The organism is Streptomyces sp. XY431 (genome assembly GCF_001279805.1).
GTDB lineage: Bacteria > Actinomycetota > Actinomycetes > Streptomycetales > Streptomycetaceae > Kitasatospora > Kitasatospora purpeofusca.
In genome coordinates this window covers 18,913-38,329 of sequence record NZ_LGDO01000046.1, presented here as the reverse complement: position 1 = coordinate 38,329, position 19,417 = coordinate 18,913, and the positions used below count along the sequence as shown (strand labels likewise).

Sequence of the window (19,417 nt, the reverse complement as noted above, 5' to 3'; positions counted from 1 at the left end):
GGTGGGGAGCGGGGCGCCGGGGGGAGGGTGCCGGGGGCGCCGGGGTGGGCGGGTGGGTTGCGGGTGGTCCCGGCCGCCTTCTTGACCGTGGTCAGGAAAGCTCGCAGGTCAGAGTCTGGCACCGGTGCGCGGCCGCGGTATTGCGGCCGTGTTGCGCCCCGTTTCGTTTGGATCAGGTGTCCACCACGCCCCCTGGTACTCCTCCTGATCGGCTGTTACGTTCGGTCCCCGGCACCGACTTGGCTGCCCACGCTCAAGCCTCGCCACACCTCGCGACGCTCATCTGTCACCACTCGCCGGACCTCACGGGGGGAACCCTCATGCACGATTCCGCCACGCCTGCGCGCCGACTCGGCCGCGCCGCCGTCCTCGCTCTCGCCGTCGCCCTCGCGGCCACCGCGTGCAGCTCCGGCGGTGGTGGCTCGGCGGACACGGCGGTGAAGAGCGCGGCGCCGGGGCAGGGGTCCATCGACATCAACGCCAAGACGGTGGACCAGATCCGCGACGGCGGCGAGGTCCGCTTCCCGCTCTACCAGTGGATCACCCAGTGGAACCCGTTCCAGGTGGACGGCCGGTACGGCGACGCGGTCGAGATCATGCGCACCGTCGAGCCGGACCTCTTCAGCACCGACGAGACCGGCACCTTCAAGGCGAACGCCGACTACCTGGTGGACGCCAAGGTCACCTCGACCTCGCCGCAGGTGGTCACCTACAAGCTGAACCCGAAGGCCAAGTGGTCGGACGGCAAGCCGCTGAGCTACCTCGACTTCAAGGCCGACTGGGAAGCCAGCAACGGCAAGAAGGACGGCTACAACATCGCCGACTCGGCCGGCTACGAGCTGATCTCCGGCGTCGAGCAGGGCGCCGACCCGGCCGAGGTCAAGGTGACCTTCTCCGAGACCTACGCGGACTGGCAGAACCTCTTCCGCCCGCTGATCCCGGCCGCCGGCATCGCCACCGCCGACGACTTCAACAAGGGCTGGGTGGAGAAGCTCCCGATCACCGCGGGCGCGCTGAAGATCGGCTCGGCCGACAAGACCGCGCAGACCCTGACCCTCGTCCCGGACCCGAACTGGTGGGGCGCCAAGCCCAAGGCGGAGCGGATCGTCTTCCGGGTGATGTCGCAGTCCGCGACCACCCAGGCCTTCCTCAACAACGAGATCGACTACGCCACGGCCGGCACCGCCACCGCCTACGGGCAGCTCAAGGACGCCAAGGACGCGGTGATCCGCTCGGCCAGCCCCTGGGACGAGGTGCACATCTCCTTCGGCGGCGGTGGCGCGCTGGCGGACCAGAAGGTGCGCCAGGCGCTCGGGAAGGCGCTGGACCGCAGCGCGCTCATCAAGATCGCCAACAACGGTGTGCCGGTCGAGTTCAAGCCGCTCGGCAACCACATCTTCATGCCCAACCAGGCCGGCTACCAGGACAACTCCGGCGAGTGGGCGAAGTTCGACGTGCCCGCGGCGAAGAAGCTGCTGGACGAGGCGGGCTGGAAGGAGGCCGGCAGCGGCCAGCCCCGCACCAAGGACGGCCAGTCGCTGACCCTGCACTGGGTGCTCAACGAGTCCACCCCGCAGGCCCAGGTCGACCTCGCCACCGCCGCCCAGGCGATGTGGCTGCAGGCCGGGGTCAAGGTGGAGGTCGACAAGGTCGCCGCCAACGACTTCTTCACCAAGTACGTCAACCCCGGCAAGTGGGACATCGCCAGCTGGCGCAACACCGACTCGTTCCCGCTCTCCAGCAGCCTGACCAACTTCCGGCTGCCGCAGGGCGACAACGTGTTCGGCAACTTCTCCAAGCTGGGCACCGAGGAGATCGACGGGCTGCTGAAGAAGGCGGCCGGCACGATCGACCCGGTGGAGGCCGCGAAGCTCTACAACCAGGCGGACGCGAAGATCTGGGAGCTCGGCCACACCTTCGAGCTGTACCAGCGGCCGACCGTGGTGGCGGCCCGCAAGGGGCTCGCCAACTACGGCGCCTTCGGCCTGGCGAGCGTGGACTACACCAAGGTCGGCTGGGAGAAGTAGCCGCCGGGGTCGGGGCGGGGGCCGCCGCCGGTGCGGCTTCCGTCGGTGCGGCTACCGGCGGTGCCGCTTCGGGCGGTGCGGCTTCTGGGGGTGGGGCGGGCGCGCGGCGGAGGCCGGCGAGCGCACGGCAGGCGCTGGCGAGCAGCGCGGTGATCACGAGGCCGGTGGTACGGACACGGGGGTACCGGCACTGCCGCCCCCGCTGTCCTGCCACCCGCCTTGACCTTCCGCGATGCCCGCAGGCCGCCCGTGTCGTGGAGGCCCGTCCCCGGACCCCGCTCGCTTCGAACCGGAACGAATCTAGCGGGGCGGTCCGGGCCCTCGCGCCCTACCGCGCGGGGCGCGCCCGGAAACCCGCCGTGCTGTCACCCGGTTCGCGCACCGAGGCGTCAACTCTCGCTGACGCCAGGGCAAATCGGGCTGTTGCGGGGCAATCGGAGCGCTCCGCCGACCGCGCCGGAGCGGGCGACGGTGCGTGCGCGGGGCCCTGCGCGCTGCCAGGATGCGGCGGGTCAGCCCGCCCGTCCGGAGCCCGGAGAACCGTCGATGAGCAGCGAGTCCGCCGCAGTCCCCCCACCGCACCACGCCGGCCCGCACCCGCACTACGCCGACCCGCGCCCGGTGCGCCGGATGGTGCCGCGCAGCCGGGAGGAGCCGCACCGGGTCGCCACCCCGCTGGAACTCTTCTTCGACCTCTGCTTCGTGGTCGCCGTCGGCCAGGCCGGCCGGGAGCTGGCCCACGACCTCGCCGAAGGCCACTGGGGCGACGGGCTGACCGGCTATTTCTTCGCATTCTTCGCAATTTGGTGGGCCTGGATGAATTTCACCTGGTTCGCCTCCGCCTACGACTGCGACGACGTGCCGTACCGGGTCACCACCCTGGTCCAGATCGCCGGTGTGCTGATCCTCGCGGCCGGGGTGCCGCGGCTCTTCGCGGACCAGGACATCGTGCTGTCGGTGGTCGGCTACGTGGTGATGCGGCTGGCGATGGTCACCCAGTGGCTGCGCGCGGCGGCCGCCGAGGAGGGGCCGGCGCGCGGTGTGGCGCTGCGCTACGCCGCCGGGATCACCCTCTGCCAGATCGGCTGGGCCGTGGTGCTGGTGCTCCCGCACGACGTCCGGGCGGTGGTGATCCCGATCGGGATCCTGGCCGAGCTGTCCGTGCCGGTGGTGGCCGAGCTGCGGATGCAGACCACCTGGCACCCGCACCACATCGCCGAGCGGTACGGCCTGTTCACGCTGATCGTGCTCGGTGAGACGGTGGCGGCGGCGACCGTCGCCGTGCAGTCCGCGGTGGACGAGCACGAGGGGCTGACCCGGTTGCTGCCGGTCGCGGCCGGCGGTCTGCTGATCTGCTTCTCGGCCTGGTGGATCTACTTCGCCCGGCCGGTCCACGACCACCTCCGCTCCAACCGGCAGGCCTTCCTCTGGGGGTACGGCCACTACCTGGTCTTCGGCGCGGCGGCGGCGATCGGCTCCGGGCTGGAGGTGGCGGTCGAGTCGGCGGTGCACAAGGCGCACGTGTCCGAGACGGCCGCCACCGCGACGGTGACCGTGCCGACCGCGCTCTACCTCGTCACCGTGTGGGCGCTGCACTCCCGGCACGTCAAGACCGGCGCGGCTCAGGTGCTGCTGCCGGCCGCCTCGGTGGCGGTGCTCGCCTGTACGGCGGCGGGCGGTTCCGGGGTCCTGCTGGCGGGCCTGGTGACGGCGTTGACGGTGGCGGTCGGGGTGGCGCTGCACGCCAGGGAGCGCTGAGCGAGCGCGACCGGGCCGGCCGGGGCGGTGGAGCCGTTCGTCCTGTTCCCGGTGCCCGTCCCGGTCGCTCCTGCGGTGGCGGCGAGGCCTGCCGCCGTGGTGAGGCCCGCCGCAGTCGGCCCGTCCGCGCGCGGCGGGTCGGCCGTCGACGGCCCCAGCAGGCCGTGCAGGACCTCGCCGTGCCCGGACAGCCAGGCCCGGTACGCGGGGCTGGCCTGGGCGAGGTCCAGATAGGCCGCCCGCAGTTCCTCGTACAGCGCCTCGCGGGCCGGCCGACGGAGGGCGCGCGGCCGCCAGACCAGGAGCAGCCGCACGGTCAACGGGTCGCCGTGCAGCCGCCGGACGACGGTGCCCGGTCCGGGCAGTGAGGTCGGCTGGCAGGGGCGGACCGCCTCGCCGGAGGCGACGAGTTCGGCGGCGGTGGCATTGTCCCGGACCTGGACCACGCGCGGATTGAGCCCGGCGGCGCGGAACACCCGGCGCATGGCGGCGTACTCGTGGTCGGCGGTCGGGTCCACCATCCAGGTGTCCTCGGCGAGTTCGGCCAGCCGGACCACCTGCCGCGCGGCCGCCGGATGGCCCGAGGTGAGCGCGACGAACTGCGGCTCGCGGGCGAGCAGCACCCGGTGCTCGGCGTCCGGCGGCAGCCGTACCGGGAAGCCCTCGCTCTCGTGCACGAAGGCGACGTCCAGCTGGTCGGCGGCGATCATCCGGAGCAGGGCGTTGGCGGAGATGTCGATCTGGATCGTGGTGTCGGTCTCCGGCAGCCGCTCGTGCACCCGGCGCAGCCACGCGGCCACCGCCCGGCTGCCGACGCTGCCGATGCGCAGCCGGCGGGCCCGCTCGCCGCCGGCGGCCTCCCTGGCCTCCTGGCGCGCGGCGGTGACCAGTGCGGCCATCTCGGCGATCACCGGTCTGGCTCTGGACAGCACGGAGTGGCCGAGCGCGGTCGGCCGGCTGCCGGTCTGCTCCCGGGTGAACAGCGTTCCGCCGACAGCCCGTTCGATGCGGTGCAGCTGGGTGGTGAGCGACGGCTGGGTCATCCCGAGCTGCAGCGCGGCCTTGCGGAGGCTTCCGGTGTCGGCGATCGCGCACAGCACCCTCAGGTGTCTCACGTCGAGCTCCACACAGGGGAGCGTAACGGCCAAAACGGGATGACGCCAGGGACATGACAGGCTGTCGGGTCGGCAGGGGCGCGGGCGCCGGGCCGCGCCGCCGGATCCCGGGCGACTCCCGGACGACCCCCGGGCGACCCCCGGGCGACTCCCGGACGGATCTCCGGACGGATCCCCCGCAGCGCTCCCCGGCGGGTGCGGGTGATTGGTTCGGGCTATCGCCGGTTGACATCATCCGCCGGGCCGCCGGCCTGGCCGAAGCTCTGTGGGCAGCAAGCATTCATCCGATGCCCGCGGTCCGGCCCCCACCGTCCGCGGCGCACTCGCGAATCGGAGCCCCCACATGAACCGCGTGCCGCGAACGCTTTCCCTCGCGCTCGGAATCGCCCTCGCCCTCGGAGCGGCCGCCCTGCCCGCCGCCGCCACCGCCGCCCCGGTGACCACCCCCGGGCCGGCCGCCGTCCACGGGTACACCCCGGGCGCCGCCGCGAAGAGCGCCGGCAAGGCGGACGACCGGGCCTTCTACGAGGCCGTCATGAAGTCCGCGCGGGCCAAGCAGGCCGCTACCCCGTACCTGCGGGCCGTCGTGGTCACCTACGACGCGAGCAACGCGCCCTCCTTCGCCGCGGAGATAGCCCGGAGCGCGCAGATCTGGAACGGCTCGGTCGCCAACGTCCGGCTGCAGGAAGGGGCCGGCGCCGACTTCGACTACTACGAGGGCGACGATCCGGACAACGGCTCGTACGCGAGCACCGACGGCCACGGCCGCGGCTACATCTTCCTCGACTACACCCAGAACCAGCAGTACTCCTCGGTACGGGTGACCGCCCACGAGACCGGGCACGTGCTGGGCCTGCCGGACCACTACTCGGGCCCGTGCAGCGAGCTGATGTCCGGTGGCGGCCCCGGCCCGTCCTGCACCAACGCGTACCCGAACAGCACCGAACGCAGCCGGGTCAACTCGCTCTGGCGCAACGGCCTGGCCGGCTGACGTCGACCTGCCGATCTGACCTCCTGGCCTCCTGACCGGCCGGTCCACCCTGTGCAGCCGGTCCACCCTCCGCGGTCCGCCCGTCCGGCGGGCGGCCCCTCGACGCGCGCCGCCCGGACGCCCCTCCGGCCGGTCCGGCGTGCCCGCACCACCGAAGTACCCCCACCCGCAGTACCGCAGTACCCCCACCCGCAGCACCCCCCAATCCCTCGGCCCTTGAACGGGAGCCCCCACATGAACCGTGTCTCGCGCACGTTTTCCGCCGCCGTCGGTCTGGCGCTCGCCGCCGGCCTGGCCGTCCTGCCGACCACCACCGCCGCCGCCGCGCCGACCCAGGGCTACACCGCCTCCGGCTCCGCCTACGCCGGCTCGCCCACCGAGGACGCCAACAACAAGGCGTTCTTCGAGGCCGTCATGGCGTCCGCGCGGGCCAAGCAGGCCGCCAACCCGTTCCTGCTCGCGGTCACCGTGACCTACGACGCCAGCAGCGCACCCACCTTCCGCAACCAGATATCCCAGAGCGCGCAGATCTGGAACAGCTCGGTCTCCAACGTGCAGCTGCGTTCCGGCTCGGCCGCCGACTTCCGCTACTACGAGGGCAACGACTCCCGCGGCTCGTACGCGAGCACCGACGGCCACGGCCGCGGCTACGTCTTCCTCGACTACGCGCAGAACCGCCAGTACAGCTCGCTGCGCGTCGTCGCGCACGAGACCGGGCACGTGCTCGGCCTGCCGGACCACTACTCCGGCCCGTGCAGCGAGCTGATGTCCGGTGGCGGCCCCGGCACCTCCTGCACCAACCCGAACCCGAACAGCACCGAGCGCAGCCGGGTCAACACCCTCTGGCGGAACGGCCTGGCCGGCTGATCCTCCTCCCGCACCGCAGTGGACGGCCCGGTCGCCGGAACCCCGGCGACCGGGCCGCCCCACGTGCGTTCCCGCCCCGGGGAGTGTCCTGGAGGCGCACCTGAGCAGGGCCGGCGGTGGGCGCCCCACCGTGCCACCGCCGCGCCCGCTCGCGCCGCCGCCCCCCGGCACTGTCGGTGCCCCGTGCGAGCATGCGGACGAGGACCAGTCCGCCGCCGACCACGAGGTGCCGCCGCCATGCCGCCGTCCAAGCCCCAGTCCGTCCCCGACCGCCTGGAGGACCTGCCGTTCGCGGACCACCTGGTCCCGCACCGCGGTCCGCTGCGCGGCGACGACCGCTACGACACCGTCCACTTCGACGGCGGCGAGTACACCGACCAGTCGGCCGCCGGCGCCACCTTCCTGGAGTGTGCCCTGACCGGTGTCGCCCTGAGCGGCGTCAAGCTCCGCCAGGCCCGCTTCAACGAGGTCTGGTCGCAGGCCGGCCGCTGGGTGGCGTGCGACCTCGTCGACAGCGAGTGGCAGGACAGCGCCGTCACGGGCGGCGTCCTGGCGGGCATCGCCGCCCACGGCGCCGCGCTGCGCCGGGTGGTCCTGCGCGGCTGCAAGCTGGAGGCGGTCAACCTGCGCGCCGCCGTCCTGCGCGACGTCGTCTTCGAGGACTGCCTGCTGCGCGACGTCGACTTCGGCGACGCGAAACTCACCGGGGTGTCCTTCCCCGGCTCCACCCTGGAGGAGGTCCGCCTGCGCGGCGCCACCCTGAGCGGCGTCGACCTGCGCGGGGCCGTCTCCCTCGACCTCCCCGACGGCCACCAGGGCCTGCGCGGCGCCCTGATCAGTTCCACCCAACTTCTCGAACTGGCACCCCAGTTCGCCCAGGCCCTGGGCATCACGGTCAAGGACGACTGAGTCGGGACCGGGGCCGGGGTCGGGCCGACCCGCGCAGGCCCCCGTGATCGATCGGCGGGAACACTGTGGCACGCCATTTGAACATGTTCAAATGTCGGGGAGGTGTGAGCCCGCCCGCACCGGCGTTCAGCTCCCGGTCGTTCGGTGACTGCCGGGAGAACAGTCCGACAAACCTGCTCCCGGCCCCTGGCCGGGCCGTCCCGGGCGGGTGGAAGATGCTGCGCGATCGAGTGGCCCCGAGTTGTGTGCACAACATCGCCAGTGAAGGGACGGGCTTGGCTGATGGCCGAGTTGAGTCGTAGGAAGTTCGTGACCATGTCCGGTGCCGCCGCCGCGGGCCTCGCCGCGGCCGGTGCCGGCAGCGCCGGAGCGGGGGCCGCCCCGGCCGCCGGAACGCCGGGGGAGGTACCGGCAGGGGTGTCCGCCGTCGTACCCGCTGGTGCCCCCTCGGCGGCGCTGTCGCAGACCGGCACCATCGCCGACGCGCGGCACATCGTGATCCTCATGCAGGAGAACCGCAGCTTCGACCACTACTTCGGCATGCTGCGCGGCGTCCGCGGCTTCGCGGACCGCTCCGCCATCCAGATCGCCGGCGGCTACTCCGTCTTCAACCAGCCCAACGGCCTGGGCCGCCAGTACCCGTGGCAGTTCAGCCTCACCAAGCCGGCCGGCGGCGCCGACCCGGAGCGCCTCGCGCAGTGCAATGGCGACCTCGCCCACGGCTGGGGTGACCAGCACCGGGCCTGGAACGGCGGCAAGATGGACTCCTGGGTGGCGGCCAAGGGCAACAACCGCCCGCTCGGCTTCCTCACCCGCCAGGACATCCCGTTCCACTACGCGCTCGCCGAGAACTGGACCATCTGCGACGCCTACTTCTGCTCGATGCTGAGCGCCACCGGCCCCAACCGCACCTACCACTGGTCCGGCCAGATCGACCCGACCGGCGCGGCGGGCGGCCCGGCCTACGACGGCGGCGACGAGAAGGGCCTGCGCTGGCAGACCTACGCCGAGGCGCTGGAGAACGCCGGCGTCAGCTGGAAGGTCTACCAGAACGCCGCCGACAACTACGGCGACAACGCTTTGGCCTATTTCACCCAGTTCGCCAACGCGCCGGCCGGCAGCCCGCTCGCCGTCAAGGGCATGGGCTCCGTCCCCAAGGTCACCGGGAGGACCCCGGACGACATCGTCGCCGCGATCAAGGCCGACGTGCTGGCCGGGACGCTCCCGCAGGTCTCCTGGATCGTCCCCAACCAGGAGGTCTCCGAGCACCCCTACGCCACCCCGGCCGACGGCGCGCACTTCGTCCACCGGGTGATCGACGCGCTCAACGCGGACGCGGACGTCTTCAACTCCAGCGTCCTGTTCCTCAACTACGACGAGAACGACGGCTTCTTCGACCACGTCCCGCCGCCCGCCGCCCCGGCCGGCACCCCGGGCGAGTTCTACGGCGGCACCAACCTCGGCCTCGGCTTCCGCGTCCCGATGATCGCCGTCTCCCCGTGGACCCGCGGCGGCTGGGTCTCCTCCGAGGTCTTCGACCACACCTCGGTGCTGCGCTTCCTGGAGAAGTGGACCGCCGCCATCGGCAAGCCCGCCACCTGCGTCAACATCAGCGACTGGCGCCGGCGCGTCTGCGGCGACCTCACCGGCCTGTTCGACTTCGCCAACCCGGTCTACGGACTGCCGGGGCTGCCCGACACGGCCGGCGCGGTGATCGGCATCTCGACCTGCGGCCCGCTGCCCAACCCGTCCCCGGTGGACAACAAGCTGCCCACCCAGGAGCCCGGCACCCGCCCGGCCCGCGCGGTGCCGGTCCAGCCGAACGCCAACCTGGACCACCTGGAGTACGGCTCGGGCGGCATGATCAAGGTCTGGCTGAAGATGGTCAACGAGGGTGCGGTGGCGACCAAGTCCGCCCACTTCGCCGCGTACGCCAACGCCTACCGCGGCGGCGGCCCCTGGCAGTACACCGTCGACCCCGGCGGCAACCAGAGCGACTTCTTCAACTGCGGCAGCGGCTACGGCGGCGGCCCGTACGACCTGAGCGTGGTCGGCCCCAACCGCTTCCTCCGCCGCTTCAAGGGCGACGCCAACAAGGCGGGCAAGAACGCGGCCGTCACCTGCTCCTACGCGGTCGAGCCGGGCACGGGGCAGCCGGCGGTGTACTTCAAGCTCACCAACACCGGTGCCACCGCGATGACTTTCACCATCGCGTCCACCAACTACCGCACCGACGGCCCCTGGACGTACCAGGTCCCGGCTGGTGGAAGTGTGACGGACTTCTTCAACGCCGTCGCCTACAGCAACGGCTGGTACGACTTCACCGTGACGGTGAACGTGGACAGCACCTGGTCCCAGCGCTTCACCGGCCACCTGGAGACCGGCACGGCCAGCGTCAGCGGCTGAGGCGGCAGGAGTGGTCCGCTGCCCGCCCGCCGGGCAGCGGACCCCGGCAGGAGTGTCAGACCGCGCCGAACTCCCCGGCCCGGACGGCGGAGAGGAAAGATCGCCACGCCTCGGCCGGGAAGGTCAGGGCCGGCCCTTTGGTGTCCTTGCTGTCGCGCACCGGTACGACATCGGCGCGAGAGACCAGGTTCCGTGCGACCTCGATGCAGTCGCCGCCATTGCTGCTGTAGGACGATGTGAACCACTGAGGCTCTGCGTTCATGGCAATTCCTTCTCTCGTCCGGCCTGGAGGCGAGCCGGTAGCCAGCGATCAGCCGCTCGGCGGCGGGACGGCAACCCGCCGTTCAGGAAGTCGGGTGTCCGTCGTTGAGGTAGCGGGGCTGCCCGTCTTGCAGGGCCGCCAGAGCGGCGTCATAACGAGGCAGAAGCCGAGTGCGCAGAAGCTGACGTGCCTCGGCAGGTGCGAGCATCGCAGCTTCTGTCAGCTCGGCGTCATGGGGGTGCAGGGCATCCGCCTGGTCGGCGGTGATCACGCCACCGTCGAAGATGAACGCGAGCTGATCGTCCCACGGTCCGTGCGGGGGTACCCAATCGACGACGAGAAGCCCGCAGGTGCGGATCTCCAAGCCGAGTTCTTCGCGCAGCTCGCGGCGGGCTGCCAGTTCGGGGGCTTCGTTTGCCTCTGCCATCCCACCGGGGAGATCCCAACCCGGCTTGTAGGCGGGGTTCACGACCAGGACCCGGCCCACGGGGTCTCTGATGATCACATCGGCGGCAACGCGTTTCCGGGCCTGCCTGGCGTTGCCCTCGGCAAGGTAGGCGGCCCATGCCACCGGGTCGTCCGGTGTCGGTGTTCCCACTGCCGTTCCCTCCCCTTCGCGGCGGCGAGCGTGAGTGATGCGACTCAAGGCAACGGATTCGGGGCCCGCCACCCGTCGTGCGGGTGGCGGGCCCGGCAGATACGTCAGACCGCGCCGAACTCCCCGGCCCGGACGGCGTTGAGGAAGGATCGCCACGCCTCGGCCGGGAAGATCAGGGCCGGACCGTCGACGTCCTTGCTGTCGCGCACCGGAATTCGGCCGGGGACCCCGTCCGCGACCTCCAGACACTGCCCTTCCTGGGCGCTGTAGCTGCTCTTGTGCCACGTGATGTGCGCCAGGTCAACCATGCTCAAAACTCCTCCGAACTCGCCGGATGAACTCTCGACTTGCGGTCCGGGACAGTGCCTCGACCTGCAGTTGATCGTACTCGCCGGCCCACTCGGACAGGGGCTCCAGGTCTCGCTGGAGGAAGCCTCGCCCCTGAATCTCGCCATATCCCACATGGGTCCGGTTGGGCATGGTCAGCAAGGTGATGGGATGCGCGAACGGCCGATCCTCCCCAAGGGAGAACGGGCTTACCTGGATGACGAATTGCGGGTGGAGGCTCAGTTCCTCCAGGTGCAGGAGTTGCTCCACCAGGACATCGCGACCGCCGATTGTCCGGTGCAGGCAACCTTCGTCTATGACTGCGTGGACCCGGGGCACCGGGTGCCGCTGGAGTCGGTGCTGGCGGTGCAGCAGCATCGTCAGCCGCTCCTCGGCCTGCTGCTGGGTCGCCCGTCCCCGGCGGACTCGTGCTTCCTGATATGCCCTCGCGTAGGTCGGGGTCTGGAGCAGGCTCGGAACGATGTTGATCTCGAACAGCCGCAACGCCACTGCGTCGGCCTCGCTGCGCAGGTAGTCGCCGAATCCTTCGAACAGGACACGTCGACCCGCAGTGCGCCACTCCCGTTCGAAGCGTTCCGGTGTCTCGAATGCGGAGTCAAGTCTTCGGGCAAATCGCTCGGTTGGAGGCTTCCGACCAGTTTCGACGGCAGACACATGGACGGCTGAGTATCCGGTGAGTGTCGCCAGCTGATCCTGTGTCCAGCCCCGGGCCTCCCGTAGCTCGCGAACCTGCGCGCCGAACTTGGCGGCAGGTGAGGAGTCCGGATCAAGTTCCTTGCGATTCATGATCGTTGATGCCCATTCCTTCCTTGGCGAAAGGTTGAAGACAGCGCCGACTCTAAATCACAGTTGGCGTCATCGGGTAGTCATCGCACTACGGAACGGAGTTGCCGCTGTGGCGTGCAAGAAGAACCCCGCCGAACCTCCCTACCGCCCCCGGATCGGCGAGCTGGTGAAGGACCTCACGACCGGCCACGACGTCGTCTTCATGGACACCCAGGGCGGGCTCGCCTATGTGAGACCGGTGGGGGGCGGGGTCGAGCGGGCGCTCGACCCCGCCGCGATCCGGCCGCTCCCGGGTGGGCCGACCCTCGCCGTCCGTGTTGTTCCCGGCGGGCCCCGTGGCCGCCGCAGAGTCGATGAGGGGGCCGCGTGAACCGCGAACGCTCGATCAGCGGCATGTTGGCCTCGGTCGGTGTCATCGGCGTGCTCGGCGGCCGTGTGGTCGCCGCCGCCACACGGCCCCTTCCCACCCTGCTCAGGCTTGCCGTTCTGGCGGCCTGCCTGGTGCCGCTCGCCGCCGTCCTCCTGTTCGGCGCCGACGCGTCCGGGGCCGGTCGGCCCGGACGCGTCCGTTCCCGGTGACCGACCCACCGGCCTGCCCCGCGCCGAACTGCCGGGCACCGGTCGATCTGCTCGACGACGCCAACGCGGTCGGGCGGACGTGGAACTGTCCGGCGTGCGCCCGGTGGGGCGTCGCTTGGTCGGCCGCCTACCTGGCGGAGCAGCCGTTCGAGGAACCGTTGGTCGTCCTCGGCCGCCGAGCGTGGGGTCTCACAACTCCCGGGGGAACCAGGGATCGTGGACCTCCCGGGGGCCGTCCGGGGTGAGCAGGGTCAGCGTGAACGGCGACGCCGCGTACTCGGCCAGCATTACCGCGCCGTGGCGGGTCTCCAACTCGGCCTGGAGCGGCACCCGCAGCCTGCTGAGCGCCCGCCGCAACTGCAAGGCGTCGCGGTGGCTGACCGGCTGCGGGGCGCGCAGCACTACCCGCAGGGGGCTCAGCGGGCCTGCTACCGGTTCGCCGGTGGCCAGCTCGTAGCCGATCGCGCCGATCGGGCCCCAGGCCAGGCGGTGGTCCGCGATCAGCTGGCCGGCGGCGGGCAGTACCGCCAGGGCCGGGACTGCGGCGATCCGCCCGGCGGACAGCAGACCGATCCGGTCCGGCAGCTGCTCCGGGCGCAGGGTGCGGGCCACCGCCGCCCGGGGTGCCAGTGCGTCCAGGCGCTGCCCGCGCTCGGGGCCGCGCACCGTGACCGGGATCCAGGTCTCGGTGGCGGCCGACACGTCCCGGGTGCAGCGCACGGGATGCGGGGTGTCGACGGGTGACCCCGCCACCGCGGGCGCCCGGGCGACCGTGACCCAGGGGTGTGCGCGCAGCACCTGGCGGGCCCAGGCGGGAGGTTCGCCGCCGCCGAGGGGCCGCAGCGAGCCGGTGCACTGCATCAGCAGCAGGTCGTGGACACCGGGGAGCCGTCCGCCCAGTGCGGCCAGCGAGCCGACCAGCCGGCGCGGGCCGCCGTGCGGGTCCTCACTCGGACGGGGGACACGGGGGTGGGCGGCGACGGTCACGGCGGGCTCCTGGGGTGGACGGGACCGGCTGACGGTTCCCACCCTTCCTCCGCCCCACCGGCCCCGGCTACGGCCTTTCGGCGCCGACCACCAGGGACCAAGGGCTCAATGCGGCCGTCGCCCGGCCGCACGTCCCCGACCCGCGCCGCCCCGGCCTCCGTCCGGTGCCTGCCCGGCCCGGCGCCGGCCGGGCCCCCGCAGCGGGTGCGGGCCCGGCACTGCGGTGTGAGAGTGGGGGCAAACCGGAATTCGCCCGGAGGAGGAGTCATGGGCATCTTCGACAGGTTCCGCCACAAGGCGCAGCACTCCGCCGAGGAGGCCAGGTCCTCGATCGGCGGCGGCCCCGAGCAGGACGGCACCGCGATGAACGACGCCGCCCAGCGTGCCGCGCTCGCGCACGACGAGGCCGCCGACGCCTTCGGCACCGAGGCGGAGAAGGCCCGGGAGGCCAGGGAGTCGGCCGCGATCGGCGAGCGGGAGGCGGAGGAGCGGGCCCGCCAGGACATGACCGCCGAGGGCGACCCCTGGGGCTGACGTCCAAATCCGCGCCCGGCCGCCGCTCACCGCTCCCGGGGCGGTAGCGGCGGCCGCCGCAGGTCCGGGCGCGGCGTGTCCGCGGGCGGCGGCACCGAGGCCGGTGCGTCCTCCAGCAGTTCCAGGGCCAGCCGCACCGCTGTGACCAGTTCCGGGTACCGCCCGGCGGCCCAGTCCCTGGGCGCGCGGATCACGTGCACATCCGGTTCGACACCCCGGTTCTCGATCGACCAGCCGAGCCCGCCGGTGAACCACGAGGCGTTCTTCGGCACCGAGATCTGCGTCCCGTCGCCGAGCAGGTGCCGCCCGGTCATGCCGACCACGCCGCCCCAGGTGCGGTTGCCGACCACCGGGCCGAGCCCGAGCAGCCGGATCGCGGCGATGACGACGTCCCCGTCCGAGCTGGTGGCCTCGTCGGCGAGTGCCACCACCGGCCCCCGCGGCGCGTCCCGCGGCCACCGGACGGGTTCCCGGCCGCGGCTGAAGTCCCAGGCCAGTACGCGGCGGGTGAGCTTCTCCAGGACGAGTTCGGAGACGTTGCCGCCGGCGTTGCCGCGTACGTCCAGGACGAGCGCGGGCTTGTCCATCTCCCGCCGCACGTCCCGGTTGAACTGCGCCCAGCCGGAGCCGCCGAGGTCCGGGATGTGCAGGTAGCCGCACCGGCCGTCGCTGAACTCCCGGACCAGGGCGCGCCGTTTGACCACCCAGTCCTGGTAGCGGATGGGCCGTTCGTCGGTGAGCGGGGTGACCGTGATCCGGCGCGCGGTGCCGTCGGGGCCGCCCCGGCGCAGGGTGAGTTCGACGCTGGTCCCGCCGGTGCCGGCGAGCAGCGGCAGCGGTCCGCGCACCGGGTCGACGGGGCGCCCGGCGACGGCGAGCAGTTCGTCGCCGTCGTGCACGCCGTGGGTGGCGAGCGGGGCGCGGGCGCGCGGGTCGGAGGACTCGCCGGGCAGGATGCGGTCGACCAGCCAGTGCCCGTCGGGGGAGCGGTGGGCGTTGGCGCCGAGCAGGCCGACCGGCTGCTGGGCGAGGGAGGGGCCCTCGCCGCGCCGGGACGGGGTGACGTAGGCGTGCGAGGTGCCGAGTTCGCCGAGGAGTTCGCGCAGCAGGTCGGCGAAGTCGTCGGGGCCGGCGATCCGTTCCAGCAGCGGCTCGTACTGGGCGACCAGGGCGGGCCAGTCCAGTCCGCACATCCCCTCGTCCCAGAACTGGTCCCGGACGATCCGCGCGGCCTCCGCGTAGGACTGGCGCCACTCGGCGGCCGGGTGCACGGTGTGGGTGATCCGCCGCAGGTCGACGGTGGTGGCGCCGGAGGGCGCGGCGACCGGGACGATCCGCAGGGTGCCGGCCGAGTAGACGGCGACCGAGCCGCCGTCGCCGGAGACCGCGAAGCCGTCGAGCCGGTCGGCGAGGGTGGAGCGGCTGCCGCGGGCCAGGTCGTAGTACTCCAGCGAGGGGCGGCCGGAGGTGTCGTCGGGGTTGGTGAAGGTCTGGCCGAGGGTGCCGGAGATCGGCCAGCGCAGCCAGACCAGGCCGCCCCGGACGGCGTCGGTGGCCGAGTACTTGCCGGCCAGGACGGGGAACTGGATCAGCCGCTCGCCGATGCCCTCGGGGTCGACGTGGACGGTGCCGTCGCCGCCGCCGTCGCCGTGCGGGGCGGGGTCCTCGTCGGGGGCGGCGAACGGCGACTGGGTGCCGGCGGCGAGCGGGACGAGGTAGGGGCGGCAGCCGAGCGGGAAGGAGAGGTCGCCGGTGTGCACGTCGTGCACGGGGTCGAAGCCGCGCCAGGAGAGGAAGGCCAGGTAGCGGCCGTCCCGGGTGAAGGTGGGCTGCTCGTCCTCGAACCGGCCGTCGGTGACGTCGACGACCGGCGCGGGGGCGTCGGTGCGGGTGAGCCGGATCCGGCGCAGTGAGCGTCCCGCGGCGGGCTGGGACCAGGCGATCCACCGCGAGTCGGGGGAGAAGCGGGCGCTGGTGACCGGTCCGTGGCCGGAGGCGGCGAGTTCCCGGACGGTGCCGTCGGCGGCGGTGATCAGCAGCAGCCGCCCGTCGGAGGAGGTGGCGGCGAGGAGGGCGCCGTCGGGGGCGGCGGTGAGTTCCAGGACGCGGCCGAGCCGCCCGGCGGCGAGCACCCGGTGGCCGTGCTGCGAGGGTGCCTGCTCGTGGCCGGGCAGCGGCACGATCTCGACGGCGTCCTCGCCCTGGGCGTCGGTGATCCAGCCGGCCTCGCCGGTGCCGACGAGCACGACCGGCAGCCGGGTGCGGACGCCGGGGGTGTCGGCGAGCGCCCGGGCCGGGCCCTCGCGGTGGGTGAGCCAGTACTGGCTGCCGCGGACGGTGATCACCCCGGCCCGGCCGGTGCGGTCGCAGGCGAGGTCCTTGACGTGGGAGGCGGCGGGGACCCGGTACGGGCGGCGGCCGGCCCGGGCGCCGCCGAGCGGGACGCGCAGCCGGTGCGGGGCGGGGGCGTCGAGGCCGTCCAGCAGCCAGAGGTCGCCGGCGTGCTGGTAGACGATCCGGGTGCCGTCGGTGGCGGCCTCGCGGGCGTAGTAGGAGGCGTGGTCGGTGTGCCGGCGCAGTCCGGTGCCGTCGGGGCGGCAGGAGTAGAGGTTGCCGATGCCCTCGTGGTCGGAGAGGAAGGCGATCCGGTCGCCGTCGGCGGCGGTGACCGGCATCGGGGAGGCGAGGTGTCCGGGGAGGTCGGCGAGGATCCGTTCGCCGTCCACCCAGAGCCGGCCGGTGGCGCCGCCGCGGTAGCGCTTCCAGGCGGCGGGCTCGTGCGGGGCGGCGCCGGTGAGCAGCACGGTGTGGGCGGGGCCGACCTGGGCGTCGCCGACCGGTCCCCAGGGCATCCGGCGGGCGGGGCTGCCGTCGGGGGGCAGGGCGTGCGCCCAGGTGTAGTGGCCGAAGGGCTCGTGGTAGGAGGTGACGGCGAGCAGTTCGCCGTCGGGCAGCCAGCCGCGCAGCCGGGTGTCCTGGCTGCCCCAGTGGCTGAGCCGGCGGGCCTCGCCGCCGTCGACGGGGGCGGTCCACACCTCGGGGGCGAGGCTCAGCCAGCCGGTCCAGGCGAGGGTGCGGCCGTCGGGGGAGAGCCTGGGGTGGCTGACCCGGGTGCGGTCGCAGCTGATCCGCCAGGCCCGGCCGGTGCCGGCGGCGTCGGGGTCGAGCGGGGCGATCCAGACGTCGTCCTCGGCGGTGAACGCCAGCAGGCCCCCGCGCAGGTGGGGGTGGCGGAGGTAGCCGGGCGACGTCACCCTTCCATGCTTCGGCCGGGGGTCGGACCCGGCAACCGGAGCCCAGCGTTCCGTTGTCCCGGAACCCGCCCCGGCCTGCCGTTCCCACCTCCGGAGCCGGCCTCCTGAACCGGCCCCGACCTGCCGCTCCCGGGGGCCGGAACCGGTCTGGACCATTGACACCGAACGGCCGGATCCACTTCAGTGGTCTAGTCCAACTCTCCTGCCCGGCCGCACCGTTCCCCCACCACCGGTGCGCGACCGGGCATGCCCCGGACACCCCCACACCCGCGCCTCCGCGAGGAGTCCCCCACATGCGCAGATCAACCGTCACCCTGCCCGCGTCCGCGGCCCGTCGCCGGCCGCGCACCCTGCTGGCCGCCGGCACCGCCTCGGCCGTCGCCGCCGCCACCATGGTCGGCCTCACCCTGGGCCTCGCGCCCAGCGCCTCGGCCGGGGAGTTCCTGGTCAACGGCGGCTTCGAGAGCGGCGCCCTCGGCCCCTGGAGCTGCTCCGCCGGCACCGGCAGCGTCGTCACCGGCCAGTCCCACGGCGGGAGTTACGCCCTCGCCGGGGCCGCCTCGGCGGGCGACAGCGCCCGCTGCGCGCAGACGGTCACCGTCGCGCCGAACACCGCCTACACGCTCAGCGCCTACGTCAAGGGCTCCTACGTCTACCTCGGCGTGGACGGCGGCACCTCGACCTGGACGCCCGGCACCGGTGGCGGCTACCAGAAGCTGAGCGTCGCCTTCACCACCGGCGCCACCCAGACCAGCGCCACCATCTACACCCACGGCTGGTACGGCCAGGGCACCTACTACGCGGACGACGTCTCGCTGGAGGGCCCCGGCGCCCCCAGCCCGACCGCGACGCCCACCGCCACTCCGACGGCCACCCCGACCGTCACCCCCACGGTGACGCCGACCGTGACGCCGACGGCCACCCCCACGGTGACCCCGACCGTCACGCCCACCGGCACCCCGACCACCCCGCCGCCCGGCTCCAAGGCCCTGGTCGGCTACCTGCACGCGAGCTTCGCCAACGGCGCCGGCTACACCCGGGTGGCCGACGTCCCCGACTCCTGGGACTTCATCAACCTCTCCTTCGGCGAGCCGACCTCCGTCACCTCGGGCGACATCCGGTTCAACCGCTGCCCGGCCACCGAGTGCCCGACCGCCGAGTCCGACGCCGACTTCAAGGCCGCCATCGCGGCCAAGCGCGCCAAGGGCAAGAAGGTGCTGATCTCGATCGGCGGCCAGAACGGCCAGGTGCAGCTCACCACCACCGCCGCCCGGGACGCGTTCGTCAGCTCCGTCTCGGCGATCATCGACAAGTGGGGCCTGGACGGCCTGGACATCGACTTCGAGGGCCACTCGCTGTCGCTCCAGACCGGCGACACCGACTTCAAGAACCCGACCAGCCCGGTGATCGTCAACCTGATCTCGGCGATCCGCACGCTCAAGGCCAAGTACGGCCCGAACTTCGTGCTGACCATGGCGCCGGAGACCTTCTTCGTCCAACTCGGCTACCAGTACTACGGATCCGGCCCCTGGGGCGGCCAGGACCCGCGGGCCGGCGCGTACCTGCCGGTCATCCACGCCCTGCGCGACGACCTGACCCTGCTGCACGTCCAGGACTACAACTCCGGCTCCATCATGGGCCTGGACAACCAGTACCACTCGATGGGCGGCGCCGACTTCCACGTCGCGATGACCGACATGCTGCTCAAGGGCTTCCCGGTGGCGGGCAACACCAACAACGTGTTCCCGGCGCTGCCCGCCTCCAAGCTCGCCATCGGCATGCCTGCCACCACCAATGCGGGCAACGGCTACGTCGCCCCGGCCGAGGTCAACAAGGCGCTGGACTGCCTCACCAAGCTCGCCAACTGCGGAAGCTACGTCCCCAAGGCGGGCGCCCAGCCGGGCCTGCGCGGTCTGATGACCTGGTCCATCAACTGGGACCAGTTCGGCGGCCGGGAGTTCTCGAAGAACTTCGACTCCTACTTCCGCCGCTGACC

Annotated in this window: 16 protein-coding genes and 1 pseudogene; 10 read left to right on the top strand and 7 right to left on the bottom strand. The window is 72.7% G+C overall.

What is annotated here, in order from left to right; all coding sequences use genetic code 11:
- Positions 1-320: 320 nt before the first annotated feature.
- Positions 321-2,027: an ABC transporter family substrate-binding protein gene (locus tag ADK60_RS07490; protein WP_053644257.1), complete on the top strand. Its 1,707-nt coding sequence runs from the start codon at positions 321-323 to the stop codon at positions 2,025-2,027.
- A gap of 546 nt (positions 2,028-2,573) precedes the next feature.
- Complete coding sequence (locus ADK60_RS07485; RefSeq protein ID WP_079008138.1) at positions 2,574-3,785, top strand: low temperature requirement protein A; 1,212 nt, start codon at positions 2,574-2,576, stop codon at positions 3,783-3,785.
- A gap of 176 nt (positions 3,786-3,961) precedes the next feature.
- On the opposite strand, the pseudogene ADK60_RS41585 reads toward ADK60_RS07485, so the two are convergent.
- A pseudogene (locus ADK60_RS41585) lies at positions 3,962-4,900 on the bottom strand (LysR family transcriptional regulator); the annotation flags it as partial.
- Positions 4,901-5,243: 343 nt separating this feature from the next.
- Here ADK60_RS41585 and snpA (ADK60_RS07480) point away from each other — a divergent pair.
- From snpA (ADK60_RS07480) to ADK60_RS07465, 4 genes are all read left to right on the top strand, one after another.
- Positions 5,244-5,891 carry a snapalysin gene (snpA, locus tag ADK60_RS07480; protein WP_053644255.1) on the top strand — a complete coding sequence of 216 codons (648 nt, stop codon included), beginning with the start codon at positions 5,244-5,246 and terminating at the stop codon, positions 5,889-5,891.
- A 234-nt stretch (positions 5,892-6,125) separates the two neighbouring features.
- Entirely contained in the window at positions 6,126-6,758 is a 633-nt protein-coding gene (gene snpA / locus ADK60_RS07475; protein WP_045940654.1) for a snapalysin, read from the top strand.
- Between the two features lie 237 nt (positions 6,759-6,995).
- A complete protein-coding gene (locus ADK60_RS07470; RefSeq protein ID WP_053644253.1) occupies positions 6,996-7,667 on the top strand; it encodes a pentapeptide repeat-containing protein in 672 nt (223 codons plus the stop codon).
- 282 nt (positions 7,668-7,949) lie between these two features.
- On the top strand, positions 7,950-10,073 hold the full coding sequence (locus ADK60_RS07465; RefSeq protein ID WP_053644251.1) for a phosphocholine-specific phospholipase C: 2,124 nt from the start codon (positions 7,950-7,952) through the stop codon (positions 10,071-10,073).
- Positions 10,074-10,128: 55 nt separating this feature from the next.
- Here ADK60_RS07465 and ADK60_RS07460 read toward each other — a convergent pair whose 3' ends face one another.
- The 4 genes from ADK60_RS07460 to ADK60_RS07445 form a co-directional block, all read right to left on the bottom strand.
- A complete protein-coding gene (locus ADK60_RS07460) occupies positions 10,129-10,335 on the bottom strand; it encodes a DUF397 domain-containing protein (RefSeq protein ID WP_053644249.1) in 207 nt (68 codons plus the stop codon).
- A gap of 82 nt (positions 10,336-10,417) precedes the next feature.
- The gene (locus tag ADK60_RS07455) at positions 10,418-10,933 is read right to left on the bottom strand and encodes an NUDIX domain-containing protein (RefSeq protein WP_053644247.1); all 516 of its coding nucleotides are present in this window, start codon (positions 10,931-10,933) and stop codon (positions 10,418-10,420) included.
- 104 nt (positions 10,934-11,037) lie between these two features.
- Positions 11,038-11,241 (bottom strand): DUF397 domain-containing protein, encoded by a 204-nt coding sequence (locus ADK60_RS07450; RefSeq protein ID WP_045940659.1) that lies wholly within the window; start codon positions 11,239-11,241, stop codon positions 11,038-11,040.
- Complete coding sequence (locus tag ADK60_RS07445) at positions 11,234-12,067, bottom strand: helix-turn-helix domain-containing protein (RefSeq protein ID WP_079008137.1); 834 nt, start codon at positions 12,065-12,067, stop codon at positions 11,234-11,236. The genes ADK60_RS07450 and ADK60_RS07445 overlap by 8 nt, the downstream gene beginning before the upstream one ends.
- Before the next feature lie 109 nt (positions 12,068-12,176).
- Here ADK60_RS07445 and ADK60_RS07440 point away from each other — a divergent pair, with 109 nt between their 5' ends.
- On the top strand, positions 12,177-12,437 hold the full coding sequence (locus ADK60_RS07440; RefSeq protein ID WP_053644243.1) for a hypothetical protein: 261 nt from the start codon (positions 12,177-12,179) through the stop codon (positions 12,435-12,437).
- On the top strand, positions 12,434-12,646 hold the full coding sequence (locus ADK60_RS43110) for a hypothetical protein (RefSeq protein WP_045940661.1): 213 nt from the start codon (positions 12,434-12,436) through the stop codon (positions 12,644-12,646). The genes ADK60_RS07440 and ADK60_RS43110 overlap by 4 nt, the downstream gene beginning before the upstream one ends.
- A 189-nt stretch (positions 12,647-12,835) precedes the next feature.
- Here the strand turns inward: ADK60_RS43110 and ADK60_RS07430 are convergent, their stop codons facing one another.
- Positions 12,836-13,633 carry a phosphoribosyl-dephospho-CoA transferase MdcG domain-containing protein gene (locus ADK60_RS07430; protein ID WP_053644241.1) on the bottom strand — a complete coding sequence of 266 codons (798 nt, stop codon included), beginning with the start codon at positions 13,631-13,633 and terminating at the stop codon, positions 12,836-12,838.
- Positions 13,634-13,900: 267 nt separating this feature from the next.
- On the opposite strand from ADK60_RS07430, the gene ADK60_RS07425 reads away from it, so the two are divergent.
- On the top strand, positions 13,901-14,167 hold the full coding sequence (locus tag ADK60_RS07425) for a hypothetical protein (protein WP_053644239.1): 267 nt from the start codon (positions 13,901-13,903) through the stop codon (positions 14,165-14,167).
- A 26-nt stretch (positions 14,168-14,193) separates the two neighbouring features.
- On the opposite strand, the gene ADK60_RS07420 is transcribed toward ADK60_RS07425, so the two are convergent.
- Positions 14,194-17,421, bottom strand: coding sequence for a S41 family peptidase (locus ADK60_RS07420; protein WP_053644237.1), 3,228 nt, complete (start codon positions 17,419-17,421; stop codon positions 14,194-14,196).
- Between the two features lie 293 nt (positions 17,422-17,714).
- Here ADK60_RS07420 and ADK60_RS07415 point away from each other — a divergent pair, with 293 nt between their 5' ends.
- Positions 17,715-19,415, top strand: a complete 1,701-nt coding sequence (locus ADK60_RS07415) for a chitinase (protein WP_053644235.1) — start codon at positions 17,715-17,717, stop codon at positions 19,413-19,415.
- Positions 19,416-19,417 lie beyond the last annotated feature (2 nt).

What these genes read in the sequence shown, in the direction of transcription:
- ADK60_RS07490 (WP_053644257.1), top strand. Translation starts at nt 321, where the DNA reads ATGCACGATTCCGCCACGCCTGCGCGCCGACTCGGCCGCGCCGCCGTC.
- ADK60_RS07485 (WP_079008138.1), top strand. Translation starts at nt 2,574, where the DNA reads ATGAGCAGCGAGTCCGCCGCAGTCCCCCCACCGCACCACGCCGGCCCG.
- snpA (WP_053644255.1), top strand. Translation starts at nt 5,244, where the DNA reads ATGAACCGCGTGCCGCGAACGCTTTCCCTCGCGCTCGGAATCGCCCTC.
- snpA (WP_045940654.1), top strand. Translation starts at nt 6,126, where the DNA reads ATGAACCGTGTCTCGCGCACGTTTTCCGCCGCCGTCGGTCTGGCGCTC.
- ADK60_RS07470 (WP_053644253.1), top strand. Translation starts at nt 6,996, where the DNA reads ATGCCGCCGTCCAAGCCCCAGTCCGTCCCCGACCGCCTGGAGGACCTG.
- ADK60_RS07465 (WP_053644251.1), top strand. Translation starts at nt 7,950, where the DNA reads ATGGCCGAGTTGAGTCGTAGGAAGTTCGTGACCATGTCCGGTGCCGCC.
- ADK60_RS07460 (WP_053644249.1), bottom strand. Translation starts at nt 10,335, where the DNA reads ATGAACGCAGAGCCTCAGTGGTTCACATCGTCCTACAGCAGCAATGGC.
- ADK60_RS07450 (WP_045940659.1), bottom strand. Translation starts at nt 11,241, where the DNA reads ATGGTTGACCTGGCGCACATCACGTGGCACAAGAGCAGCTACAGCGCC.
- ADK60_RS07445 (WP_079008137.1), bottom strand. Translation starts at nt 12,067, where the DNA reads ATGAATCGCAAGGAACTTGATCCGGACTCCTCACCTGCCGCCAAGTTC.
- ADK60_RS07425 (WP_053644239.1), top strand. Translation starts at nt 13,901, where the DNA reads ATGGGCATCTTCGACAGGTTCCGCCACAAGGCGCAGCACTCCGCCGAG.
- ADK60_RS07415 (WP_053644235.1), top strand. Translation starts at nt 17,715, where the DNA reads ATGCGCAGATCAACCGTCACCCTGCCCGCGTCCGCGGCCCGTCGCCGG.